Below are 21,521 nucleotides of genomic sequence, written 5' to 3' on the forward strand. Positions count from 1 at the left end.
GAGCGGACCGCCTACCCGTTCATCAATCCCCGTGCGCTGGCTCCAGCGCGCGCAGATGGGCCATGGTGGCCAGGCAGGCCTGGGCCACTTCCGTGCCCTTCTTCACGAAGTGCTCGCGGAAGAAGCGCACATGCTCTTCGTGCTCATGGAAGTCGCGCGGCGTGAGCACGGCAGACATCACCGGCACCTCGGTGTCGAGCTGCACGCGCATCAGGCCGTCGATGACGGCCGTGGTCACGAACTCGTGGCGGTAGATGCCGCCGTTGACCACCAGGGCGCAGGCCACGATGGCGTCATAGCGCCCACTTTGCGCAAGCTTCTTGGCCAGAAGCGGGATCTCGAAGGCGCCGGGCACGTCGAAATGCTCGACCTGGCCCGCAGGCAGGCCATTGCGGCCGAATTCCGCCACGGCCGCATCGCGGGCCTGGTGGACGATGTCCCGGTGCCAGCTGGCGCAGATCACCGCGACGCGTTCGCCGCGAGGGGCGCCGCTGCCGGCAATGGCCGTGACTGCATGGGGAGGGAGAGGCTGATTCATGGATTTTCTCGTACGAAAGAAAAGGATTACCAGAATCAGGGCGCGCGCGAACAAGGCGTCTGCACACGGCATGGCGCACGCGCGGGCCCGCACCTGCAGCACCCGCCGACCCGAAGGCCGGCCGCACCGAAGCGGCAATGCATCCACGCGGGCGCCCACACCGGCGGCAGGGCCCATGGCTTCGCGATCTCTTTCATCCGGACTGTGACCGTCGGCTCTGGCATCGCACCAGATCTGCTGACCCCGCCGCTCCTGGCATGCATCCGAAGACACCAGCCAGTTGCTGCAGGCGCTCGCGGGCTCCTGCACTGCCCTGAATGGCCCAAGACTGCACAGATACCGCCGGTGGGGAATTGCACCCCGCCCTGAGAACGCTGCCGGACCGAAGGTTTTCAGTCCGACGGATTTATTCTAGGGCAAACCCTGAGATCGTGCAGTCGCCTGCAGGACCTGCAGCGCCGTCAACGTGGCTTCTCGAACCCGCCCTCGACCCAGGCCGTGGCAGTCGCCACGGTGAGCTTGAAGCCGGGCGACACGGGCACGCGCGCCAGCTCCTCGCCCAGTTCGTCCTGTGCGCTCAGCGTCGCCGTGGCGCCCTCCTCGTCGGGCACGATGGCCAGCGCCACGCGCAGGCGCTGGCCCTGCGCCGTGGTGATGGCGAGGTTCTTGTTGAGCTGGGCGTGCAGCTGCTGCTCGTGGCGGCGCAGCACTTCGCTGGCTGTCTTCACCAGGGTGTTGAACGCCGAGACGTCGAGCGGCTTGGGGTTCTTCTTGTCGCGCCCCATGGTCCAGGGCCCCACCAGCGCCGGCTCGGCCTCGCCGTGCAGGGTCATGGACACGGCCCAGCCATCGTCGTCCTCGTTCTTGATGACGCGCGCCATCCAGCGCTCGTCGCTCCACAGGCGCGCTTCGTTGATGGGTTCGGGGATGTCCTGGTCGTCTGGCATGGGGGAGGTCCCGCAAGGATTCAATGGGAGAAAGGGCGCAGAGCATACTGGCCGGTGGCCGCGTCCATTTTCGAATAACCTTTTGTTATCGATGGAGCGCCTGGGGTACTGCAGGCGGCTCGCTCACGGTGCAGCCTCGGTGGGCGGGGCCGCCGCTTCGCGCAGCACGTCGATGAACGCCTGCGCGGCCGGCGTGGGCGACTCGCCCAGCCGCGTGATGAGGCCGTAGTCCGGCATGCGGTCCGGCAGTTCCACCGGGATGCGCGCCAGCAGCCCCTTGTGGATGTAGCGTTCCACCAGGGCCGAAGGCTGCAGCGAGAGCATGTCGGTGGCCTGCATCATCTCCAGCGCGAACAGGAAGGAAGGGGTCTCGACCACGCCCGAGGCGAGGGCCAGCCCGTTGCGCCCGAAGATGTCGTCGGACACCTTGCGCAAGGCCGTGGAAGCGGGGTAGAGAATCCAGGGCCAGTGGGACAGCTCCGCCATGCCCAGGTCGCGCGCGCCGCGCAGCGGGTGGTGCACGCCCGCCACCACCTGCAGCGGCTCGCTGGACAGGCGCTCGTACTGGAACTGCGTTCTCTGCGCATCGTCGGTGAAGCGCCCGATCATGAGGTCGATCTTGCGCTCTTCCAGCCAGGCGACGAGCTGGTCGCTGCTCTGCTCCAGCACCTTGAGCACCAGCAGCGGGCGCAGCCGCTGTATCTCGGCCACGGAGGCGATCAGCACGTGCGCGGCGGACCCCGTGATGGCGCCTATCGTGAGGTGGCCATGCCCGCCTTGCTTGAGCGCATTGAACTCCTCGACGAATTTGCGGTGCCCGGCCAGCGAGGACGCGGCATAGCGCAAGGTGAAAAGGCCCAGCTCGTTGGGCCGCATGCCGCGCGAGAGACGCTCGAACAGGCGGGACTCCAGGATCTCCTCGATGTCCATCAGGATCTTGGTGGCCGCCGGCTGGGTGATGTGCATCTGCTCGGCCGTCAGGCGCAGGTTGCGTGTCTGGCCCAGGATGTCCAGAAACTGCAGGTGCCGAAAGCGCAGCCGCGCGCAGGCCTGGGCCATGGACAGGGGCTTGCCCGGGAACGGACCTGAAGTCATAAGCATTTGGAATGGATGCTAGCAAAAAAGTGAGTGGACCCGGGCAGGCCCAAAACCTAATCTCTGCCCTGCGTCCAGGAGGGTCCGCCAGAGACCTGAAGGTGCCGATGGGCCATCCCATCGTGTCCAAGCCATTCCATATTTGGAGACATTCATGAAGTTCACAACATTGGCCCTGGCGGCCACGCTCATGGCCGCCCTGGCCGCCCCGGTATCTGCGCAGACCAAGGAACACGTGTTCAAGGTCGGCATCGGCCTGAACGACGACCACCCCCAGGCACTGGCCGTCAAGCACTTTGCCGAGCAGTTGTCGGCCAAGAGCGGCGGCAAGCTGGTGGCCAGGCTGTATGCCAGCGGCTCGCTGGGCAACGATGTGACCATGACCTCGGCGCTGCGCGGCGGCACCCTGGAGATGACGGTGCCCGACAGCTCGACCCTGATGTCGCTGATCAAGCCCTTCGGCGTGCTGAACCTGCCGCTGACCTTCAACAACGAGCAGGAGGCCGATGCCGTGCTCGATGGCCCCTTCGGCCAGAAGCTGCTGGCCAAGCTGCCGGAAAAAGGCCTGGTGGGCCTGGGGTTCTGGGAGAACGGCTTTCGCCACGTCACCAATTCGCGCCGCGCTATCACCAAGGCCGACGACTTGGCCGGCCTGAAGCTGCGCGTGATCCAGAGCCCGCTGTTCCTGGACACCTTCAACGCCCTGGGCGCCAACGCCACGCCCATGCCCTTCACCGAGCTGTATTCGGCGATGGAGCAGGCCGCCGTGGACGGCCAGGAGAACCCGCCCGCTACCATCCTGTCGAGCAAGTTCTACGAGGTGCAAAAGCACCTGGTGCTGTCGCGCCACATGTACAGTGCCTGGGTGCTGCTGATCTCCAAGAAGGCCTGGGACGGCCTCTCGGCCCAGGAGCAGAAGATCATGCAGGAGGCCGCGCGCGAGGCCACCCTGTTCGAGCGCAAGACCATCCGCGCCTTCGGCGACAAGGCCCTGGGCGAGCTCAAGAAAGCGGGCATGCAGGTGACCGAGCTGCCCCCGGCCGAGCAGGCCCGCATGCGCGCCAAGCTGCAGCCGGTGCTGGCCAAGTACGGCAAGGAGTTCGGTGAAGAGACCACCGGCGAGCTGAACGCCGAGCTGGCCAAGGTGCGCGGCACCGCCAAGTGATCCGGTCCCGGCCGGCGCGGGCACTGCCGCGCGCCGGCGCGAAGCCTCTCCTGTCTTTCCCCTTTCAAGCCACGCCATGCACAAGACACCCCGCCGCCCGTTCCGGTCGCGCGAATGGTTCGCCGACCCCGCGCGCTCGGACATGACCGCGCTGTACCTCGAACGCTTCATGAACTACGGGCTCACGCCCGAGGAACTGCGCTCGGGCCGCCCCATCATCGGCATTGCCCAGACCGGCAGCGACCTGTCGCCCTGCAACCGCATCCACGTGGACCTGGCGCGGCGCGTGCGCGACGGCATCCGCGATGCTGGCGGCATTCCGATGGAATTCCCGGTGCACCCGATCTTCGAGAACTGCCGCCGCCCCACCGCCGCGCTGGACCGCAACCTGGCCTACCTGGGCCTGGTCGAGATCCTGTATGGCTACCCCATCGATGCCGTGGTGCTGACCACGGGCTGCGACAAGACCACGCCGGCGGGGATCATGGCGGCCTCGACCGTGGACATCCCGGCCATCGTGCTGTCGGGCGGGCCCATGCTGGATGGCTGGCACGATGGCGAGCTCGTGGGCTCGGGCACCGTGATCTGGCGCAGCCGCCGCCAGTTGGCTGCCGGCGAGATCGGCGAGGAGGAATTTCTGCAGCGCGCCTGCAGCAGCGCGCCCTCTGCGGGCCATTGCAACACCATGGGCACAGCCTCCACCATGAACGCGGTGGCCGAGGCCCTGGGCCTGTCGTTGCCGGGCTGTGCCGCCATCCCCGCGCCCTACCGCGAACGCGGCCAGATGGCGTACGAGACCGGGCGGCGCATCGTCGAGATGGCCTTCGAGGACCTGCGGCCCTCGCGCGTCCTGACCCGCGACAGCTTTCTCAATGCTTTGTCGGTGGTCAGCGTGGCCGGCGGCTCCAGCAACGCGCAGGTGCACATCATGGCCATGGCGCGGCATGCCGGCGTGGACCTGCGGGCAGAGGACTGGACCGAACACGCCTACGACCTGCCGCTGCTGCTCAATATGCAGCCGGCCGGCAAGTTCCTGGGCGAGCGCTTCTTTCGCGCCGGGGGCGTGCCGGCACTGATGTGGGAGCTGCAGCAGGCCGGGCGCCTGCGCGGCGATTGCCTGAGCGTGACCGGCAAGACCGTGGCCGACAACCTGCAGGGCCGCGAGACGCGCGACCGCGAGGTGATCTTCCCCTTCGAGGCGCCCCTGATGCACAAGGCCGGCTTCCTGGTGCTCCGGGGCAATCTGTTCGACTTCGGGATCATGAAGACTTCGGTGATTTCCGAGGCCTTTCGCCAGCGCTACCTGAGCCGGCCCGGTGCCGAAGGCATCTTCGAGGCCCGCGCCGTGGTGTTCGATGGTGCCGACGACTACCACGCACGCATCAACGACCCGGCGCTGGGCATCGACGAGGGCTGCATCCTGGTGATGCGCGGCGCCGGCCCCATCGGCTGGCCGGGTTCGGCCGAAGTGGTCAACATGCAGCCGCCCGACGCCCTGATCCGCCGCGGCATCACCACCTTGCCGACCCTGGGGGACGGACGCCAGTCGGGCACGGCCGACAGCCCCTCGATCCTCAACGCCTCGCCCGAGAGCGCGGTGGGCGGCGGCCTGTCCTGGCTGCAGAGCGGCGACACCCTGCGCATCGATCTGGCGGCCGGCCGCTGCGATGCGCTGGTGGCGCCCGAAGAGATTGCACGCCGCCGCCGCGAGCTGCCACCGCCGCCGGTGCCCCGAAGCCAGTCCCCCTGGGAGGCGCTGTACCGCGAGAAGACCGGGCAACTGGTCGACGGCGCCACGCTGGACTTTGCCCTCGACTACCGCCGCATTGCCGAGAACACGCCGCGCCACAACCACTGACCAGCCCCGAGGCGGGTTGGCACCGATCTCGAACTTTTCAAGGACTACCGATGAGTGACACAACAGCGGCCGCCGTGGCCGGTGCGGCGACGCACGCCCATACCCTGCCCGACGACGGCCTGGCCGGCACCCTGGTGGGCCGCGCCTGGACGCCGGGCCGCCCCCCCGGCCCTGCCGTGGTGGCGCTGCGCGCCGATGGCGTCTACGACCTGAGCGGTCGCTACCCCACCATGAGCACCCTGCTGGACATGCCCGACCCCGCCGAAGCAGCACGGACCACCCCGGGCCAGTACCTGTGCAGCGTGCCCGACCTGCTGGCCAACAGCCAGCCTGGCCTGCGCGATACCGCACGCCCCTGGCTGCTGGCGCCCTGCGACCTGCAGGTGGTGAAGGCCGCGGGCGTGACCTTTGCGGCCAGCCTGATCGAACGCGTGATCGAAGAGCAGGCCCGGGGCGACGCCAGCCGCGCGCAAGGCCTGCGCAGCCAGGTGGTCGGCCTGATCGGCGACAGCCTGGCCGACATCCGGCCGGGCTCGGACCAGGCCATGGCGCTGAAGGCCCTGCTGCAGCAAAAAGGCCTGTGGTCCCAGTACCTCGAAGTGGGCATCGGCCCCGACGCCGAGGTCTTCACCAAGGCCCCGGTGCTGGCCTCGGTGGGCACGGGCGAGGACATCGGCATCCGCGCCGACTCGGCCTGGAACAACCCCGAACCCGAAGTGGTGCTGGCGGTGAACAGCCGCGGGGACATCGTGGGCGCCAGCCTGGGCAACGACGTCAACCTGCGCGACATCGAGGGCCGCAGCGCGCTGCTGCTGGGCAAGGCCAAGGACAACAACGCCTCGTGCGCCATCGGTCCGTTCATCCGCCTGTTCGATGCCAGCTTCGGCCTGGACCAGGTGCGCAGCGAGACCGTGCACCTGCGCGTGGAGGGCCTGGACGGTTTCACGCTGCGCGGCATCAACACCATGGCCAGCATCAGCCGCGACCCGGCCGATCTGGTGGCCCAGACCCTGGCCGCGCACCAGTACCCCGATGGCTTCATGCTGTTCCTGGGCACCCTGTTCGCCCCCATCGAGGACCGCGACCAGCCCGGCGGCGGCTTCACCCACCAACTGGGCGACAAGGTCACCATCCACAGCGCCTGGCTCGGTGCCCTGCACAACACTGTGACCCACAGCGAGACGGCCCCGCCGTGGCGCTTCGGGATCAGGGCCTTCATCGCCAACCTGGCGGCGCGCGGCCTGCTGAACCCAACGCAGCTCTGAAGCACGGCCAACAAGGAGCCAAGCATGCTCGACAGCTTTATCGACCGCTACGTGCGGGCCATCAACCTGCTCATCGCGCTGGCGCTTGCCGTGATGGTGGTGCTGGTCTTCGGCAACGTGGTGCTGCGCTACGTTTTCAACTCCGGCATCACGGTCAGCGAAGAGCTCTCACGCTGGCTGTTCATCTGGATCACCTTCCTGGGCGCTGTGGCGGCCCTCAAGGAGAACGCCCACCTGGGCACGGACATGCTGGTGTCCCGGCTGCCCGTCAAGGGCAAGAAAGTCTGCATGGTGCTCGGGCAGGTGCTGATGCTCTACCTCACCTGGCTCTTCCTTGTCGGAAGTTGGAAGCAGATGGTGATCAACTGGGACGTGGAGGCACCGGTCACCGGGGCCTCGATGGCCTTCTTCTATGCATCTGGCGTGGTGTTCTCCGTGTGCGCCGGCTTCCTGCTGGTGCTGCAGTTGCTGCGGGTACTGACCGGCAAGGTCCGCGAGGACGACCTGGTGATGGTCAAGGAATCCGAAGAGCAGGCGGAGCTGGAGGCCCTGCAGGCCGAACTCGCCCGCGAGAACGCTGCCAACCACAAGCCAGGGGCAAGAGCATGACCGTGCTGATTTTTCTCGGCGGCCTGATCGGCGCCATGGCCCTGGGCATCCCCATCGCCTATGCGCTGCTGGCGGCGGGCGTCGGGCTGATGTGGCAGCTCGACCTGTTCGATGCCCAGATCCTGGCGCAGAACTTCATCAACGGCGCGGACAGCTTTCCGCTGCTGGCCGTGCCCTTCTTCATGCTGGCCGGCGAGATCATGAACGTGGGCGGCCTGTCGCAGCGCATCGTGAACTTCGCACTGGCCCTGGTGGGGCACGTCAAGGGCGGCCTCGGGTATGTGGTGATCCTGGCGGCGTGCCTGCTGTCCTCGCTGTCGGGCTCGGCCGTGGCCGACGCTGCGGCCTTGACGGCGCTGCTGCTGCCCATGATGGTCAAGGCCGGGCACAAGAAGGAGGTGTCGGGCGGGCTGATCGCGGCCTCGGGCGTCATCGGCCCCATCATTCCACCGAGCATCGGCTTCGTGATCTTCGGCGTGGCGGCCAATGTCTCGATCAGCAAGCTGTTCATCGCCGGCATTGTTCCCGGCATCATGATCGGCATGGGCCTGGCGGTCACCTGGTGGTGGGTGGGGCGCAAGGAGGCCCTCGCCCTGCCCGAAAAGAAGAGCGCGGCCGAGATCTGGCGCGCGGCCCGCGAATCGGTCTGGGCCCTGACGCTGCCGGTGTTCATCCTGGTGGGCCTGCGCATGGGGGTCTTCACGCCGACCGAGGCAGCCGTGGTGGCGGCCGTGTACTCGCTGTTCGTGGCCAGCGTGATCTACCGCGAGCTGCCGCTGTCCGCCCTGCTGCCGATCTTCACCACCGCGGCCAAGACCACCGCCGTGGTGATGTTCCTCGTGGCTGCGGCCATGGTGTCGTCCTGGCTGATCACGGTGGCCAACCTGCCGGCCCAGATGGTCGAGCTGCTCAAGCCCTTCATGGGCAACCAGACCCTGCTGCTGATCGCGATCATGGTGCTGGTGATGCTGGTGGGCACCGCGATGGACATGACGCCCACCATCCTGATCCTGACGCCGGTGCTGATGCCCGTGATCAAGGCGGCAGGGATCGACCCGGTCTACTTCGGCGTGCTGTTCATCATCAACAACTCGATCGGCCTGGTCACCCCGCCGGTGGGCACCATCCTGAACGTGGTGGCCGGCGTGGGGCGCATGAAGATGGACGAGGTCACGCGCGGCGTGCTGCCCTTCATGGCAGCCGAGTTTGCCGTGATGTTCATCATGGTGCTGTTTCCGCAAACGGTGCTGGCGCCGCTGCGCTGGTTCACAGGCTGAGGCGTGCCTCGGGCCGGGGATTGCCAGAATTTTCTGGCTGCTGGCCGGCTTTTGGCTTGCAATCCCTTCTTCTGCGGCCACCAACCTCAGAGGAGAGATGCGCCATGCCCGATTTCCACATGCCCTTGTCCGGCCCCGTGAACCAGGCCTTCCAGTACTGGACGAAGATGACGATGGGCCAGGTGGGCCTCATCAACATCAACATGGGCAAGTCCTCGGACCCTGCGCTCGAGCAAAAGATCATCGAGGACGTGGGCAGCTACGGCCGCCAGATCGGGCAGCTCAGCGACGCACTCCTGGCCGTGCTGCAGCACATGAAGACCGATTCCTGGGACGAAGAGTCGAAAGACGCCGTGGCGGCCTTCCGAATGCAGGTGAAGGAAGTGGCGAAGCTCAAGGAGCGCCACGCCCGCGCCATCCAATGACCCTGCCGGGATGTTGCAGGCGCCGCACACCCGGCTTGGAAACACGTCGCAGTGGCGCTACAGTCCGCCGATGACCCCACTGCGACCTCTTGTGCATGCCCCCTGACCCCCAGCGCGACCGGGACTGGAAAATCCGCTACCGCCAGGCCGTGCAACGCGCGCGGGCGCCCAGCCCTGAACAGCTCGCCGCCGCTGGCGAACCACCTCCCGGCCCACTGCTGCAAGACCGCCAGCGCCATCCTGAGGTACCACCCGAACCGCGCCTGCAGGTACTGTTCATCTGCAGCCGCAACCAGTGGCGCAGTCCTACCGCCGAAAAAGTCTGGCGCAACCATCCCCAGCTGTCCGTGCGGTCTGCGGGCACCAGCCCCAACGCACGGCACCCCGTGTCCGAACGGGACTTGCAGTGGGCCCAGGCCATCTTCGTGATGGAAGAAAAGCACAAATCCCGGCTCCTGGCAGAGTTCGGCAGCGTCCTTGCGCACAAGCCCATCCACGTGCTCGACATCCCCGACGAGTACCAGTACATGGACCCGGATCTGGTGGCAGAACTGGAGCGCTCGGTCGGTGCCATTCTGGGAATCGATGGCGACACCACGCCTTGAACACTCCCACGTGAGCGGCGGCTGATCAGTCCGCCATGCGGTAGGCCAGCACCTTGAGCGAGCGCTCCTCCGATACATCGGCAAACACGGCCGGATTGGCCACGCGCTCGACAAACTCCAGTTCGGGCGCGATCTCGCGCATCTGGTCCTGCAAAAAGGCCGTGTCCAGTTCGGGCGCGTTCAGGCACAGCAGCGCATGGCCGCCCGGGATCAGCAGGTCGGGCAGGCGGCGCATCAGGCGCGCGTAGTCCTTGGTGGCGACGAAACTGCCGCGCTGGAAACTCGGCGGGTCCACGATCACCAGGCCATAGGGCCCGCCGCGCGTGATCTTGCCCCATGTGGAAAAGATGTCGTGCGCGAGGAAGCTCGCGCCGGTGGTGAGGCCGTTGAGCTGGTGGTTCTGCTGGCCGATGGCGATGGCGCCCTGGGCCATGTCCACGTTGACCACCTGCTTGGCGCCGGCCTGCAGGGCCACCACCGAGAAGGCGCAGGTGTAGGCGAACAGGTTGAGCACCTTGAGGCCATAGCGGTCGGTGCTGCGCGCGGCGGCGTAGTCGCGCACCCAGCGGCGGCCCTCGGCCATGTCGAGGAACAGGCCATGGTTCTGGCCGCGGGCCACGTGCACGCGAAAGCGCGCGCCCTGCTCGCTCACCACATGCGGGTCGGGCACGCTGCCGGCCATCAGCCGGGTCTCGCTGCGGCCCTCGTGCCGGGTCTGGAAGACCCAGTTCAGCGGCTCGCCCGGGTGCAACTGCTCCCAGCGCGCGGCCAGGGCGGTGCCGACGGTGGCCAGGTCCTCCTCGGCCACGGGTTGGAAGCTGGTGAGCACCCATACGGGCGGGAAGACGTCCAGCACCCAGTGCTCGCAGCCCGGGTACAGGCCGCCGCGGCCATGGAACACGCGCTGGGCGTCGGTGGGCAGGGGGGCCATCGTGGCGATGGCGTTCAACAGGGCTTGCATCAGGAGGAAGGGGGCAACACGGAGCAGGGAGTGTATGCACTGCGCACAATGCAAAACGCCCGGCGATGCCGGGCGTGTGCCTTTCAGCCCCCTGGCCGAAGGCGATCAGCTCGCCACGGTGAAGCGCTGCTGCACGTGGCGCGGGTTCTCCAGCTCGTCGGCGATGGCCACGGCCAGGTCGGCCACGCTGATGCCGCCGGGGGCTTCGCCGTTCATCAGCGGTGCATCGGTGCCCAGGCGGTACTGGCCGGTGCGCTCGCCGGGGGCCAGCAGGATGGGGGGCGAGAGGAAGGTCCAGTCCAGCGTGCTCTCATTGCGGATCAGGTTGAACGCCTCGCGGGCGGCCAGGGCGCCCGGCTTGTACTCGGCGGGGAAGTTGGGCGTATCCACCAGTTGCACGCCGGGCGCCACGTACAGGCTGCCCGCACCGCCCACCACCAGCAGGCGCTTGACGCCCGCCTGCTTCACGCCCGCATAGATGGCGCGCGTGCCAATGAGGAACTGGTCGTGGATGTCGGGCACGGTCCAGCCGGGGTTGTAGGCGTTGACCACGGCGTCCTGGCCGGCCACGGCCTGGGCGACCTGGGCGGCGTCCTGCGCGTCGGCCTGCACCACGGTGAGGCCTTCGCGGGCGGCGATCTTGCCGGGGTTGCGGGCCAGGGCGGTCACCTGGTGCTGGCGGCGCAGCAGTTCTTCGAGCACGGCCGAGCCGACAAAGCCGGTGGCGCCGATCAGGGCGATTTTCATAGGATTCTCCGTTGGTTGAAGCGATGAAGTGAGAATATGAGCTTGTCAAAGAAGGCGGTAGAGCCCAAAAACCACCTTCACCTTGAAGTACAGCTTCACAAAGACCCTATGGACGACCTGAAACGCATGGCCGTGTTCGCCGCCGTGGTGCAGCACGGCTCGATGAGCGGGGCGGCGCGCGCCCTGGGCATGAGCACCTCGGCCGTGAGCCAGCAGGTGCGCAAGCTCGAAAGCGATGGCGGCGTGACCCTGCTGCACCGCTCCACGCGCCAGCTGGCGCTGACCGAGGCCGGCCAGCGCTACCACGCGCGCTGCGCGGCCATGTGGGCGGCGGCCGAGCAGGCGCGGGCCGAACTGGCGGCCTCGCGCGATGCACCGAGCGGCGAACTGCGCCTGTCGGCCACGGTGGGCTTTGCCCGGCACATCGCACCGGCACTGGGTGACATGCTGGCGGCCCACCCGGCGCTGCGCCTGCGCCTGTTGGTGGACGACGCGCCCATCGACCTCATCAACGCCCGCGTCGACCTGGCCGTGCGCTTTGGCCGGCTGCAGGATTCGAGCTGGGCGGCACGGCGCCTGTGCGCGATGAACGTCTACCTCTGCGCCTCGGCCGACTGGGTGGCGCGCCACGGCCTGCCCCAGCACCCCGACGCCCTGCTCTCGCACGCCTGGCTGGGCCTGGTGCGCGATGGCGAGGGCATGTTCGCCGAGCTGCGCAACCACCACGGCGAGGCGCGCGCGCTGCGCATGGAGCCGCGCATCGCCAGCAACAACCAGCTCTCGCTGCAGCAGATGTGCGAAGCTGGGCTGGGCGTGGCCATGCTGGGCAGCAGCGACGTGCACGATGCACTGCAATCGGGCCGCCTGGTGCGCCTGCTGCCGCAGTGGGATCTGGGCACGCTCGACGTCTGGGCCGTGACGCCCCAGCGCGACGCGCAGCCCGCCAAGGTGCGCCAGGCGATTGCGGCGCTGCACAGTTACCTGCGCCAGGTCCCCGGCATGCTGGATTGAGCCCCGCAGGGGCCCCTGGACATCCATCGGTTTTTTATCGCCACGGGCCATAAATTCCATCGTTGTGCGGGCGCAGTGGCCTGCCTACAGTCGCGGCTTCTTTCTTCCCCCAAGGAGCCTTGCCATGACGACGAACCCCGCCACCCCCACCTACCCCATCGACCAGGTGATCGCCGCCTTTGCGCGCGGCGACGTGCCTACCCTGCTGGCCCAGGTGGCCGACGACGTGGACCTGCGCATCGACCATTACCGCGACGGCGCCGACACCAGCTGGCAGGTGGCCGGCGACAAGCAGGGCCTGATCACCCTGCTGCAGCGCCTGGCGGTGGAGGTGTTTCCCCGGGGCACGCAGATCCTGCACACCCACAGCCAGCCGCTGGGCAACGACTGGGTGCTCACGCAGTTCCACCAGCGCTTCTTTTATGCGGTACAACAGCGGGAGGTGGAAAGCCTGACCTGGATCGTGAGCCACTCACGGGATGGCCAGGTGGACTACTTCCGCGAAAACGTCACCACCATCGCATGAGACAACAACCCCCTGAGTCGCTTCGCGCCTTCCCCCTTCTCTCGAATGGCTGCGCCATTCGGGAAGGGGGACACCGCCAGCGCGGCGGGGCGGCCCTTGCGCGGCGGTCGCTGGCCCAGGCCGCGCTCGTTCGACGCATGGCGACCAAGTACAACGCCGTGGGAAGCAGAGCCTTCCGCCAGCATGCTGTTTGACCTGCGCGCGCTCGGTTACTTCGTGGCCGCCTACGAGGAACGCTCGGTGACGGCGGCCGCGCGGCGCTGCTTCGTGGCGCAGCCGTCCATCAGCATGGCCATCAAGGGGCTGGAGGATGCGCTCGACGCGATGCTGTTCGAGCGCAGCCGCAGCGGCCTGGCGCCCACGCCCGAGGGCCACCGCCTGTACCCGCGCGCCTGCAGCCTGCTGGCGGACGCGAGCGCCATGGTGCGCGACTTCCGCGAGGCGCCGCGCGAGACCCTGCGCATCTTCCTGCAGGACACCCTGCTCGTGGGCCCGGCCGCGCCGCTGCTGGCGCAGCTGGAGCAGCACCTGCCCCACGCCCTGGTCCGCCTGACCGCCAGTGCCGAGGACTCCCGGCTGCGTCTGGTGGCCGAGCATTGCAAGGCACCCGGCGACACCTTCTTTCCCCTGTGGCGCGAACCCTATGTGATGCTGGTACCCGGCCAGCACCCGCTGCGCTTCAGGAAGCGCTTTGGCGTGGCCGACCTCAAGGGCCTGCCGCTGATCGAATGGCCCCACTGCCCGCTGCACCAGTCCTTCATCCGCCTGCTGGCCGAGCGGGGCATTGCGCTCACGGTGCGCGCCAGCGCCGACCGCGAGGAATTGCTGCTGCACATGGTCGATGCCGGCATCGGCCTGGCGGTGGTGCCGCAATCGCACGCTGCCCATGCGCGCCACGCGGTGGTACGGCCGCTGGACGGAGCGCTGGCCTTCGATCGGCACATGGGCCTGGCCTGCGACGCCTCGGACGCACCCATGCTGGCGCTGCTGGGGGTGATCGCGGCAGGGGCGGCGGCACCGACCGCGCTCTCGAGCGCGGCCTAGAAAACCTGGACCCAGGGCAGTCCAGCGGGGAGTCTGGGGTACAACCGAGGCTGCACCCACCACCCCCAACAGACCGTCCCATGATCCTGGAAATCGCCCAACTCACCATCCGCCCCGGCCAGACCAGTGCCTTCGAGCAGGCCTTTGCCCAGGCCCGGCGCATCATCGCCTCGATGCCGGGCTACCAGTCGCACGAACTGCAGCGCTGCATCGAGCGCCCGGACGACTATGTGCTGCTGGTGCGCTGGAACACCCTGGAGGACCACGAGGTGGGCTTTCGCCAATCGCCGCAGTACCAGGAATGGAAGGCGCTGCTGCACCATTTCTATGACCCTTTTCCCACCGTGCTGCACTATGGACCGGTGGCAGGCCTGTAGCAAAATGTCCAGGGCATTCCCAGGGCACCAAGGGCCCGTGCGCAGCGTTTCGCCGATATGTAACAGCAACAACAGCAGGCCGGCACGGAACATGCACCTGCAGTGTCTCGGCGCCGCGACGTTGGGGGGTGGGCAGACCCCATTCGGGTACGCCCTGACAATTTAACGTGCTGCGCACACCGTTCTGATCCTAGAATTTGTAAACGCGCGTATCAGCGCAAAGGACATTCCCATGAAAGCAGTGCAGCAGGACATCGACGAGCGGACCAACCTCACCAGCACCAACAAGTTCGAGCTGCTGCTGTTCCGCCTGGGCACCGACAACGCGCTGGGCAAGTCCGAGCTGTTCGGCATCAACGTGTTCAAGATCCGCGAGATCGTGGCCATGCCCAGCATCACGCCCATTGCCGGTACCACGGCGCATTCGCTGGGCGTGGTCAACCTGCGCGGCCAGGTGATTCCCGTGCTGGACCTGCCCTCCATCGTGGGTTGCAAGCCCCAGACCGGCCTGAACATCATGCTGGTGACGGAATACGCACGCACCACGCAGGCCTTCGCCGTGGAATCGGTGGAAGACATCGTGCGCCTGGACTGGAAGCAGGTGCTCTCGGCCGAAACCAGCGGTGCCAAGGGCAAGCTGGTGACCAGCATTGCCCGCCTGGATGGCAACACCGACGAGTCGCGCCTGGCCCAGGTGCTGGACGTGGAGGCCATCCTGCAGATGGTCTCGCCCTCGGACGGCCACGAGGTCACCGAGGAGAAGGTGGGCGCCAAGCTCAAGCTCAAGCCCGGCAGCATCATCCTGGCGGCCGACGATTCCTTCGTGGCGCGCTCGCTCATCGAGCAGGAGCTCAAGGCCCTGAACGCGCCCTACGAGATGGTCAAGTCGGGCAAGGAAGCCTGGGACCGGCTGAACGCGATCGCCCGGAGTGCCGAGGCCGAAGGCAAGACGGTGCTGGACCGCGTGGCCATGGTGCTGACCGACCTGGAAATGCCCGAGATGGACGGTTTCACGCTGACCCGCAACATCAAGCAGGACGCGCGCTTCCACGGACTGCCGGTGGTGATCCATTCCTCGCTGTCGGGCTCGGCCAACGAAGACCACGTGCGCAGCGTGGGCGCCGATGGCTACGTGGCCAAGTTCGTGGCCGAAGACCTGGCGGAGACCATCCGCCGCGTGCTGCCCAAGTAAGAAAACAGCCCGTTGCCGGGCCGCTGCGCTGCTGCGGCGGCGCAACCAGCGGCAACGCGGGCCTTGGGGCGTGAACGATGTCACGCACCTACCCGGCCAGTGGCATTTGGCCTACCCGCAAGGGCTATCGCGGCACGCCTGTCTGCGGCAAACTGGTGTCCGGTCAACCAAATGCGGGGCTCAAACGTCAAGTTGCAAGCGGCCTGGCGGATGTAACACCATCGTGGTGTTGTTTTCCGGGCCTTTACCTGCAACGCGGAACGCGCCCCGTGCGCCGGGAGTCTGAATCCATATGACAAATACCATCGCCCGCGTTCTCTCCGCCACGGTCCTGGGCGCCGTGCTGACCGGCTGTGCCACGGTACCGGGTGACCCGTACTACGCACCCGCCCCCACCTACTACCCGCCGAGCTCGTCGACGATCATCTACGATTCGCCGCCGGTCTACCATTCGCCGCAGCCCGTGTACGTGGCGCCGCCGCCGGCGTACTACGGCAACCGCCGCGACGAGCGCGACTGGGCGCGCGAGCGGGAACGTGAGCGCGCTCAGCAGCAATGGCGCGAACAGGCCGAGCGTGAACGCCGCGATCGGGACCGTGATCGCGACCGCGACAACGCCCGCCGCGACCAGGAGCGCCGCAACCAGGCTGACCAGGACCGCCGCAACCAGGCCGAGCAGGCACGCCGCGACCAGATCGAGCGCGACCGGCGCGCAGCCGCAGAGCGGTCGCGTGGCGACAACCGCCAGTACGGCCCCGGCCCGGCACCCACCGACTGGCGTGCCCGCCAGCAATCGAACAGCAAGGAACAGCCCTGAGCAATGGCTGGCTGCTCCGCAGGACGCGAGATGATCCTGGCCCGCCACCTTGTACTTGGCCTTTGCACGGCCTGGCTGTGCCTGGGCGCGCAGGCCCAGGTCATCCGCTGTACCGATGCGCGCACCGGCAAGGTGACGTACACCGACGGGGCCTGCAGCAGCGGCGAGGCGACCCGTGAAGTGGAGCCCCGCCGCACGCCCGAAGAGATCCTGCTCGACCGGCAGCTCTCCGCCGAGGCGCTGGAGCGCAAGCAGCAGCGCCTGCAGGCAGAGAACGATGCGGCCCAGGCCGAGGCCCGGCGTGCCGAAGATCGCAACCGTGCGCGCGCCGCCAACGCCCCGCTGCCGCAGGACTATGCGCGCTCGCCCGAGTGCGCGCGCTCACGCCGCAACTACGACATGCTGGCTGGCGAGGGCCCACGCTCCACGCAGGAGCAAGGGCAGCGCCTGGAGGCCGCCCAGCGCCAGATGGACCTCGATTGCCTGGGCCCCCAGGGCTATGCCGAGGTCGAACGCGCCCGCGCCGCGCAACCGCGCGTGGTGGTGGTGCCACCACGCTACGGCCCTGGCTACCCGCCCGCCGTGTTTCCCCAGCCCTTCCCCACCACACCCCAGCCGCAGCCTCCGCGGCTCACGCAGTGCTCGGACTACCGCTGCACGGACAACCAGGGCAATACCTATCCGCGCAGCGGCCCGGGGCGCTTCCCGGGCCCCGGCGGGGTCTGCAGATCCAACGGCGGACAGGCGCCCTGCTGAGGCCTGCGGGGCAGCCCGGTCCTGCGCTGTTTCCCCTCCTCCCAGGCACGCCCGCCGCACGGCACTGCGCGGCCCTGGCACTCACCCAAATACCGCAGGCGCTGGCGTCAACCGCCCGGCCCCATCGCGCGTCTAGAGCGAACACCGCCGTCGTTTGGCGGTTGCCCAAGGAGCTCCATGACCCCTTTGCCCGTGCGCCTGGCATGCCTGTCCCTGATCGCTGCGGCGTTGGCCGCCTGCGCCCCGCGCGGCACCTACCCGGCACATCCCCTCGCCCTGCAGTACGCCCGTCTGGCCAGCCAGCCCTCTCCCGTACAGCCGCTGCCAACCCCGGCGGCTCTACCCGGCCCTGCCGCTGCACCCGTGCAGGATTCGACGGTGGCGGCGCCCCTGTCTTCCACCACGACCTCGGTGGGTGCGCACCGCCCATCGGGCCTGCCCGGCCTGCAGCACGTCGACCTGGCCAGCTACCCCTCGCCCATTCCACCCGGGTCCGCCACGGCGGGAGCTGCCCCGAAAGCGGCGCCATCCAAGGCGGCTGCCCCGCCGCCCGCGACCGTTCGGCCCCACCCCGGCAGCACGCCGCCTGCGATCATCCGCCCCACCTATGCGGAGGCCATGGACCGCATGCGCCGCATCGAGGAAGACGCGCGGCGCGACAGCGAATGGCGCCTGGAGGCCATGGCGCGCGAGATGGAGCGCGACCGCCAGGAACGCGAGCGCCAGCGCGAGCAGGACCAGCGGGACCAGGAGTACCGCGAAGCGGCCCTGCGCGACCAGATGGAACGCGACCGCCGCTACCACCAGGAACGTGAGTCGGCACGGGAAAGGGAACGGGAGCGGGAGCGCGACCGGCAACGTGAAGAGGCCCGCCGCGACCAGGAGCGGCACGACCATGCACGCAACCGCGAGCAGGCACAGCGGGACCAGGCGCAGCGCGACCAGGCCGACCGCGAGCGCCGTGAACGGGATCGAGACAACGCCCGGCGCGACCAGGAACGCCGCGACCAGCAAGCGGAACGGGAACGCGAGCAGGCGCGGCGTGACCAGATGGAGCGCGACCGCCGCGCTGCCGCCGACCGGGCCCGCAACGAGCGCCCGGTGCAGTATGGTCCCGGCCCGGCCCCCACCGACTGGCGTGCGCGCCAGCAGTCGAACAGCCTGGAAAGGCCCTGAGAACCTAAGTGCGCAGGCCCTCGGCCACCGTGGGGTAGCGCAGCCGCAGGCCCAGCTCCTGCAGCATGCGCCGGTTGTCTAGCCGGCGCGACTCGCTCATGAAGCTCAGCAGCACGACCGGCAACTGGGCCTGCGCCGTGCTGCGCGGCAGGCGCGGCGGACGCGGCAGGCCATACAGGTCGGCCGCCAGGTCGAAATAGTCGCCCATCTTGATGTGGCTTTCGTCGCACACGTTGTAGATGCGCTGCGCGCGCCCCTTCCACAGCGCACGCAGGCAGGCACGGGCCAGGTCGTCGGCATGGATGTGGTTGGTGTAGACATCGTCCTCGGCCAACAGCACCGGCGTGCCCTTGCGCAGCCGCGCCTCGGGCGTGCCGCCTTCGCGGTCGGGCGCATAGATGCCGGGAATGCGCAGGATGCTGGCGCGCACGCCCGTGCGCCCCAGGTGGCGCACGGCGCGCTCGGCATTCACGCGGCGCTGTGCACGCGGGGTGGCGGGCGCCAGGGCCCGGGTCTCGGGCACCAGGGCGCCCTGGCAGTCGCCATACACGCCGCTGGTGGAGGCATACACCAGCGAGGCCGGCTGGCTGCGCAGGCGCAGCGCGCGCGCCAGCGCCACGGTGCGCGGGTCGCGCCACCAGGCGTCGCCGCCGGCGCCTTCGCCGGGGGGCGGCGCCAGGTGCATCACCCGCGTGGCCACGCCCGACAGGCGCCGCAGGGTGGCGCCGTCGTCGAGGTTGCCCACCAGCGGCGTGATGCCGCGCGCACGCAGGCCGTCCACACGTGCCGGACTGGAGGTGAGTGCCAGCACGCGCAGGCGCGGAGCCGCCGTACCGTGCGCCTGCAGCTGGCGCACCACGCGTTGGCCAACGTCACCGCAGCCCACGATCAGCAGGCGTTCACGGCGAAAGCGCGCCGGCAGGGCGCCGAGGGGGTTTTGGTTTGAGGGCAAAATCGGGTCCGCGAAGAAGATACGTCCCAAGGATACCCACAACATGACCAGCGCCGAGGCGGCCCCCACGTCCACGTTCCAGATTTCCGTGCAGCCCAGCGGCCGCGCCTTTGCCGCACAGGGCGATGAATCCATCCTGTCCGCTGCCATTCGCAGCGGCGTCGGCCTGCCCTACGGCTGCAAGGATGGCGCCTGCGGCTCCTGCAAGTGCAAGAAGTTGAGCGGCGCGGTGTTCCACGCCAATCACCAGTCCAAGGCCCTCAGCGCCGACGAGGAGGCCGCCGGCTTCGTGCTGACCTGCTGCGCCAAGCCCCTTTCCGACGTGGTGCTCGAATCGCGCCAGGTCACGGACGAGAGCGCCTACCCGGTCAAGAAGATGCCGGTGCGCGTGTCCACCCTGATCAAGAAGTCGCACGACGTGATGCAGGTGCGCCTGCAGCTGCCGGCGGCCGACACCTTCCGCTACCACGCGGGGCAGTACATCGAGTTCATTCTGCGCGACGGCGCGCGCCGCGCCTACTCCATGGCCAATGCGCCGCACACCCAGGGCGAGGCCCCGGGAGTGGAGCTGCACATCCGCCACATGGCGGGCGGGCGCTTCACCGACCACGTGTTCGGCGCCATGAAGGAAAAGGAGATCCTGCGCGTGGAGGGGCCGTTCGGCAGCTTCTTCCTGCGCGAGGATTCGGACAAGCCCATCGTGCTGCTCGCCTCGGGCACGGGCTTTGCGCCCACCAAGGCGCTGATTGAGCACCTGCAGTTCAAGGGCAGCACGCGGCCCACGGTGCTCTACTGGGGCGGGCGCCGCCCGCAGGACCTGTACATGGCCGACTGGATACAGCAGCGCCTGGCCGAGATGCCCCACCTGACCTACGTGCCCGTGGTCTCCGACGCCCAGCCCGAAGACGGCTGGACCGGCCGCACGGGCTTTGTGCACCAGGCCGTGATGGACGATTTTGCCGATCTCTCGGGCCACCAGGTGTATGCCTGCGGTGCGCCCATCGTGGTCGAATCGGCACGCGACGCCTACAGCGCCCGGCGCGGCCTGCCGCCCGAGGAGTTCTTTGCCGACGCCTTCACCTCCGAGGCCGACAAGCACGGCTGACACGGCCGCCAAGACCACCCATTCTGGAGTGGACACTCCATTTTTTGCACAATGGCGCCATGAACCGCAGAAATCTCACCACCCTTCTCGCCAGCGCTGCCGTCATGGCCGCTGCCCTTCCCCTCGCTGCGATGGCCCAGGACTCGGGCCAGCCGATCCGCCTGATCGTGCCCTATGCACCGGGCGGCCCCATCGACGTGACGGCGCGTGCATTGGCCGAGCGTGTGCGCGATTCGCTGGGCACGGTGATCATCGACAACAAGGGCGGCGCCGGCGGCAACATCGGTGCCGATGCGATCGCCAAGGCGGCGCCGGACGGCCTGACCATCGGCATCTCGGCCACCGCCACGCACGCCGTGAACCCCTGGCTGTACAGCCGCATGCCCTACGACGCGGCCAAAGACTTCGCGGCCATCACGCAGATGGTGCGCGTGCCCAACGTGCTGGTGATCAACGCCGCCAAGGCCGAGCAGCTCAAGATCAACAACCTGGCGGACCTGATCGCCTACGCCAAGGCCAACCCCGCCAAGCTCAATTACGGCAGCGGCGGCAACGGCAGCGCCGGCCACCTGGCCGGCGAGATGTTCAAGCAGCGCGCCGGCATCTTCGCGCTGCACATCCCCTACCGCGGCGCCAACCCCGCCCAGCTGGCCCTGCTGGCCGGCGAGGTGGACTTCAACATCGACAACCTGGCCGCCGCAGCCCCCAACATCCGCGCCGGCAAGCTCAAGGCCCTGGCAGTGACCTCGCTGGCTGCCAGCCCCAACCTGCCGGGCGTGCCCCCGCTGTCGGACACCTTCAAGGGCTTCTCCATCGACACATGGTGGGGCCTGGTGGCGCCTGCGGCCACGCCCAAGCCGGTGATCGACAAGCTCAACAAGGCCTTCGTCGCGGCGCTGAATGCGCCCGAAACCAAGACCCGTTTCGGCCTGTTGCTGGCCGAGCCGGTGGCGACCACGCCCGCGCAGTTCGAGACCTTCATGGCCAGCGAGCGCGCCAAGTACCAGCAGGTCGTCAAGGCCTCGGGTGCGAAGGTCGACTGATTCCCGGCGTCTCTGTTGCAAGGGCCCCTT

At 68.4% G+C, this 21,521-nt stretch carries 23 protein-coding genes and 1 riboswitch; of the genes, 17 read left to right on the forward strand and 6 right to left on the reverse strand.

All coding sequences use genetic code 11. The annotated features are described in order from the left end of the window. Positions 1-22: 22 nt before the first annotated feature. From AC07PF_RS23675 to AC07PF_RS23685, 3 genes are all read right to left on the reverse strand, one after another. On the reverse strand, positions 23-538 hold the full coding sequence (locus AC07PF_RS23675) for a 6,7-dimethyl-8-ribityllumazine synthase (protein WP_145695270.1): 516 nt from the start codon (positions 536-538) through the stop codon (positions 23-25). A gap of 181 nt (positions 539-719) precedes the next feature. Beyond that, positions 720-915: riboswitch (FMN riboswitch) on the reverse strand. Positions 916-999: 84 nt separating this feature from the next. After that, positions 1,000-1,485, reverse strand: coding sequence for a hypothetical protein (locus AC07PF_RS23680; protein WP_494613491.1), 486 nt, complete (start codon positions 1,483-1,485; stop codon positions 1,000-1,002). Positions 1,486-1,608: 123 nt separating this feature from the next. Continuing rightward, positions 1,609-2,586 carry a LysR family transcriptional regulator gene (locus tag AC07PF_RS23685; protein WP_494613492.1) on the reverse strand — a complete coding sequence of 326 codons (978 nt, stop codon included), beginning with the start codon at positions 2,584-2,586 and terminating at the stop codon, positions 1,609-1,611. A gap of 148 nt (positions 2,587-2,734) precedes the next feature. Here AC07PF_RS23685 and AC07PF_RS23690 point away from each other — a divergent pair, with 148 nt between their 5' ends. From AC07PF_RS23690 to AC07PF_RS23720, 7 genes are all read left to right on the forward strand, one after another. Beyond that, positions 2,735-3,745 (forward strand): TRAP transporter substrate-binding protein, encoded by a 1,011-nt coding sequence (locus AC07PF_RS23690; protein ID WP_145695269.1) that lies wholly within the window; start codon positions 2,735-2,737, stop codon positions 3,743-3,745. 76 nt (positions 3,746-3,821) lie between these two features. Then, a complete protein-coding gene (locus AC07PF_RS23695; RefSeq protein ID WP_494613493.1) occupies positions 3,822-5,603 on the forward strand; it encodes an IlvD/Edd family dehydratase in 1,782 nt (593 codons plus the stop codon). Between the two features lie 50 nt (positions 5,604-5,653). Continuing rightward, positions 5,654-6,868, forward strand: a complete 1,215-nt coding sequence (locus AC07PF_RS23700) for a fumarylacetoacetate hydrolase family protein (protein ID WP_494613494.1) — start codon at positions 5,654-5,656, stop codon at positions 6,866-6,868. A gap of 24 nt (positions 6,869-6,892) precedes the next feature. Then, a complete protein-coding gene (locus tag AC07PF_RS23705; RefSeq protein WP_145695266.1) occupies positions 6,893-7,477 on the forward strand; it encodes a TRAP transporter small permease in 585 nt (194 codons plus the stop codon). Beyond that, positions 7,474-8,754, forward strand: a complete 1,281-nt coding sequence (locus AC07PF_RS23710) for a TRAP transporter large permease subunit (RefSeq protein ID WP_494613495.1) — start codon at positions 7,474-7,476, stop codon at positions 8,752-8,754. The genes AC07PF_RS23705 and AC07PF_RS23710 overlap by 4 nt, the downstream gene beginning before the upstream one ends. 104 nt (positions 8,755-8,858) lie before the next feature. Beyond that, a complete protein-coding gene (locus AC07PF_RS23715; RefSeq protein ID WP_494613496.1) occupies positions 8,859-9,179 on the forward strand; it encodes a hypothetical protein in 321 nt (106 codons plus the stop codon). Between the two features lie 263 nt (positions 9,180-9,442). Beyond that, positions 9,443-9,784 (forward strand): low molecular weight protein tyrosine phosphatase family protein, encoded by a 342-nt coding sequence (locus AC07PF_RS23720; protein WP_494613526.1) that lies wholly within the window; start codon positions 9,443-9,445, stop codon positions 9,782-9,784. Between the two features lie 25 nt (positions 9,785-9,809). On the opposite strand, the gene AC07PF_RS23725 is transcribed toward AC07PF_RS23720, so the two are convergent. After that, the gene (locus AC07PF_RS23725) at positions 9,810-10,745 is read right to left on the reverse strand and encodes a class I SAM-dependent methyltransferase (RefSeq protein ID WP_494613497.1); all 936 of its coding nucleotides are present in this window, start codon (positions 10,743-10,745) and stop codon (positions 9,810-9,812) included. Positions 10,746-10,850: 105 nt separating this feature from the next. Next, the gene (locus tag AC07PF_RS23730; RefSeq protein ID WP_494613498.1) at positions 10,851-11,492 is read right to left on the reverse strand and encodes an NAD(P)-dependent oxidoreductase; all 642 of its coding nucleotides are present in this window, start codon (positions 11,490-11,492) and stop codon (positions 10,851-10,853) included. Positions 11,493-11,600: 108 nt separating this feature from the next. On the opposite strand from AC07PF_RS23730, the gene AC07PF_RS23735 reads away from it, so the two are divergent. From AC07PF_RS23735 to AC07PF_RS23770, 8 genes are all read left to right on the forward strand, one after another. Further along, complete coding sequence (locus AC07PF_RS23735) at positions 11,601-12,503, forward strand: LysR family transcriptional regulator (RefSeq protein ID WP_007861380.1); 903 nt, start codon at positions 11,601-11,603, stop codon at positions 12,501-12,503. A gap of 124 nt (positions 12,504-12,627) precedes the next feature. Continuing rightward, positions 12,628-13,029, forward strand: coding sequence for a hypothetical protein (locus tag AC07PF_RS23740; protein ID WP_007861387.1), 402 nt, complete (start codon positions 12,628-12,630; stop codon positions 13,027-13,029). A gap of 183 nt (positions 13,030-13,212) precedes the next feature. Further along, entirely contained in the window at positions 13,213-14,073 is an 861-nt protein-coding gene (locus tag AC07PF_RS23745; RefSeq protein ID WP_494613499.1) for a LysR family transcriptional regulator, read from the forward strand. An 80-nt stretch (positions 14,074-14,153) separates the two neighbouring features. Further along, entirely contained in the window at positions 14,154-14,450 is a 297-nt protein-coding gene (locus AC07PF_RS23750; RefSeq protein WP_494613500.1) for an antibiotic biosynthesis monooxygenase family protein, read from the forward strand. A gap of 232 nt (positions 14,451-14,682) precedes the next feature. Next, positions 14,683-15,642 carry a chemotaxis protein gene (locus AC07PF_RS23755; protein ID WP_007859746.1) on the forward strand — a complete coding sequence of 320 codons (960 nt, stop codon included), beginning with the start codon at positions 14,683-14,685 and terminating at the stop codon, positions 15,640-15,642. A gap of 292 nt (positions 15,643-15,934) precedes the next feature. Beyond that, positions 15,935-16,459, forward strand: a complete 525-nt coding sequence (locus AC07PF_RS23760; protein ID WP_494605054.1) for a hypothetical protein — start codon at positions 15,935-15,937, stop codon at positions 16,457-16,459. Between the two features lie 30 nt (positions 16,460-16,489). Then, a complete protein-coding gene (locus AC07PF_RS23765; RefSeq protein WP_494613501.1) occupies positions 16,490-17,215 on the forward strand; it encodes a DUF4124 domain-containing protein in 726 nt (241 codons plus the stop codon). Between the two features lie 177 nt (positions 17,216-17,392). Then, positions 17,393-18,391, forward strand: a complete 999-nt coding sequence (locus tag AC07PF_RS23770; RefSeq protein WP_494613502.1) for a hypothetical protein — start codon at positions 17,393-17,395, stop codon at positions 18,389-18,391. Between the two features lie 4 nt (positions 18,392-18,395). On the opposite strand, the gene AC07PF_RS23775 is transcribed toward AC07PF_RS23770, so the two are convergent. Beyond that, the gene (locus AC07PF_RS23775; RefSeq protein ID WP_494613503.1) at positions 18,396-19,343 is read right to left on the reverse strand and encodes an SDR family oxidoreductase; all 948 of its coding nucleotides are present in this window, start codon (positions 19,341-19,343) and stop codon (positions 18,396-18,398) included. A 43-nt stretch (positions 19,344-19,386) separates the two neighbouring features. Here AC07PF_RS23775 and AC07PF_RS23780 point away from each other — a divergent pair, with 43 nt between their 5' ends. Both AC07PF_RS23780 and AC07PF_RS23785 read left to right on the forward strand, forming a co-directional pair. Then, positions 19,387-20,448, forward strand: coding sequence for a CDP-6-deoxy-delta-3,4-glucoseen reductase (locus tag AC07PF_RS23780; RefSeq protein ID WP_494613504.1), 1,062 nt, complete (start codon positions 19,387-19,389; stop codon positions 20,446-20,448). Between the two features lie 59 nt (positions 20,449-20,507). Continuing rightward, a complete protein-coding gene (locus AC07PF_RS23785; RefSeq protein ID WP_007859734.1) occupies positions 20,508-21,491 on the forward strand; it encodes a Bug family tripartite tricarboxylate transporter substrate binding protein in 984 nt (327 codons plus the stop codon). Positions 21,492-21,521: the final 30 nt, after the last annotated feature.

The organism is Acidovorax sp. GW821-FHT10A04 (assembly GCF_059415825.1).

Bases quoted from the DNA above. Each gene is read 5' to 3' on its own strand.
- AC07PF_RS23690 (WP_145695269.1), top strand. From the start codon at position 2,735: ATGAAGTTCACAACATTGGCCCTGGCGGCCACGCTCATGGCCGCCCTG.
- AC07PF_RS23745 (WP_494613499.1), top strand. From the start codon at position 13,213: ATGCTGTTTGACCTGCGCGCGCTCGGTTACTTCGTGGCCGCCTACGAG.
- AC07PF_RS23760 (WP_494605054.1), top strand. From the start codon at position 15,935: ATGACAAATACCATCGCCCGCGTTCTCTCCGCCACGGTCCTGGGCGCC.
- AC07PF_RS23750 (WP_494613500.1), top strand. From the start codon at position 14,154: ATGATCCTGGAAATCGCCCAACTCACCATCCGCCCCGGCCAGACCAGT.
- AC07PF_RS23785 (WP_007859734.1), top strand. From the start codon at position 20,508: ATGAACCGCAGAAATCTCACCACCCTTCTCGCCAGCGCTGCCGTCATG.
- AC07PF_RS23780 (WP_494613504.1), top strand. From the start codon at position 19,387: ATGACCAGCGCCGAGGCGGCCCCCACGTCCACGTTCCAGATTTCCGTG.
- AC07PF_RS23695 (WP_494613493.1), top strand. From the start codon at position 3,822: ATGCACAAGACACCCCGCCGCCCGTTCCGGTCGCGCGAATGGTTCGCC.
- AC07PF_RS23685 (WP_494613492.1), bottom strand. From the start codon at position 2,586: ATGCTTATGACTTCAGGTCCGTTCCCGGGCAAGCCCCTGTCCATGGCC.
- AC07PF_RS23680 (WP_494613491.1), bottom strand. From the start codon at position 1,485: ATGCCAGACGACCAGGACATCCCCGAACCCATCAACGAAGCGCGCCTG.
- AC07PF_RS23715 (WP_494613496.1), top strand. From the start codon at position 8,859: ATGCCCGATTTCCACATGCCCTTGTCCGGCCCCGTGAACCAGGCCTTC.
- AC07PF_RS23700 (WP_494613494.1), top strand. From the start codon at position 5,654: ATGAGTGACACAACAGCGGCCGCCGTGGCCGGTGCGGCGACGCACGCC.
- AC07PF_RS23735 (WP_007861380.1), top strand. From the start codon at position 11,601: ATGGACGACCTGAAACGCATGGCCGTGTTCGCCGCCGTGGTGCAGCAC.
- AC07PF_RS23740 (WP_007861387.1), top strand. From the start codon at position 12,628: ATGACGACGAACCCCGCCACCCCCACCTACCCCATCGACCAGGTGATC.
- AC07PF_RS23705 (WP_145695266.1), top strand. From the start codon at position 6,893: ATGCTCGACAGCTTTATCGACCGCTACGTGCGGGCCATCAACCTGCTC.
- AC07PF_RS23770 (WP_494613502.1), top strand. From the start codon at position 17,393: ATGACCCCTTTGCCCGTGCGCCTGGCATGCCTGTCCCTGATCGCTGCG.
- AC07PF_RS23710 (WP_494613495.1), top strand. From the start codon at position 7,474: ATGACCGTGCTGATTTTTCTCGGCGGCCTGATCGGCGCCATGGCCCTG.
- AC07PF_RS23765 (WP_494613501.1), top strand. From the start codon at position 16,490: ATGATCCTGGCCCGCCACCTTGTACTTGGCCTTTGCACGGCCTGGCTG.
- AC07PF_RS23675 (WP_145695270.1), bottom strand. From the start codon at position 538: ATGAATCAGCCTCTCCCTCCCCATGCAGTCACGGCCATTGCCGGCAGC.
- AC07PF_RS23730 (WP_494613498.1), bottom strand. From the start codon at position 11,492: ATGAAAATCGCCCTGATCGGCGCCACCGGCTTTGTCGGCTCGGCCGTG.
- AC07PF_RS23755 (WP_007859746.1), top strand. From the start codon at position 14,683: ATGAAAGCAGTGCAGCAGGACATCGACGAGCGGACCAACCTCACCAGC.
- AC07PF_RS23725 (WP_494613497.1), bottom strand. From the start codon at position 10,745: ATGCAAGCCCTGTTGAACGCCATCGCCACGATGGCCCCCCTGCCCACC.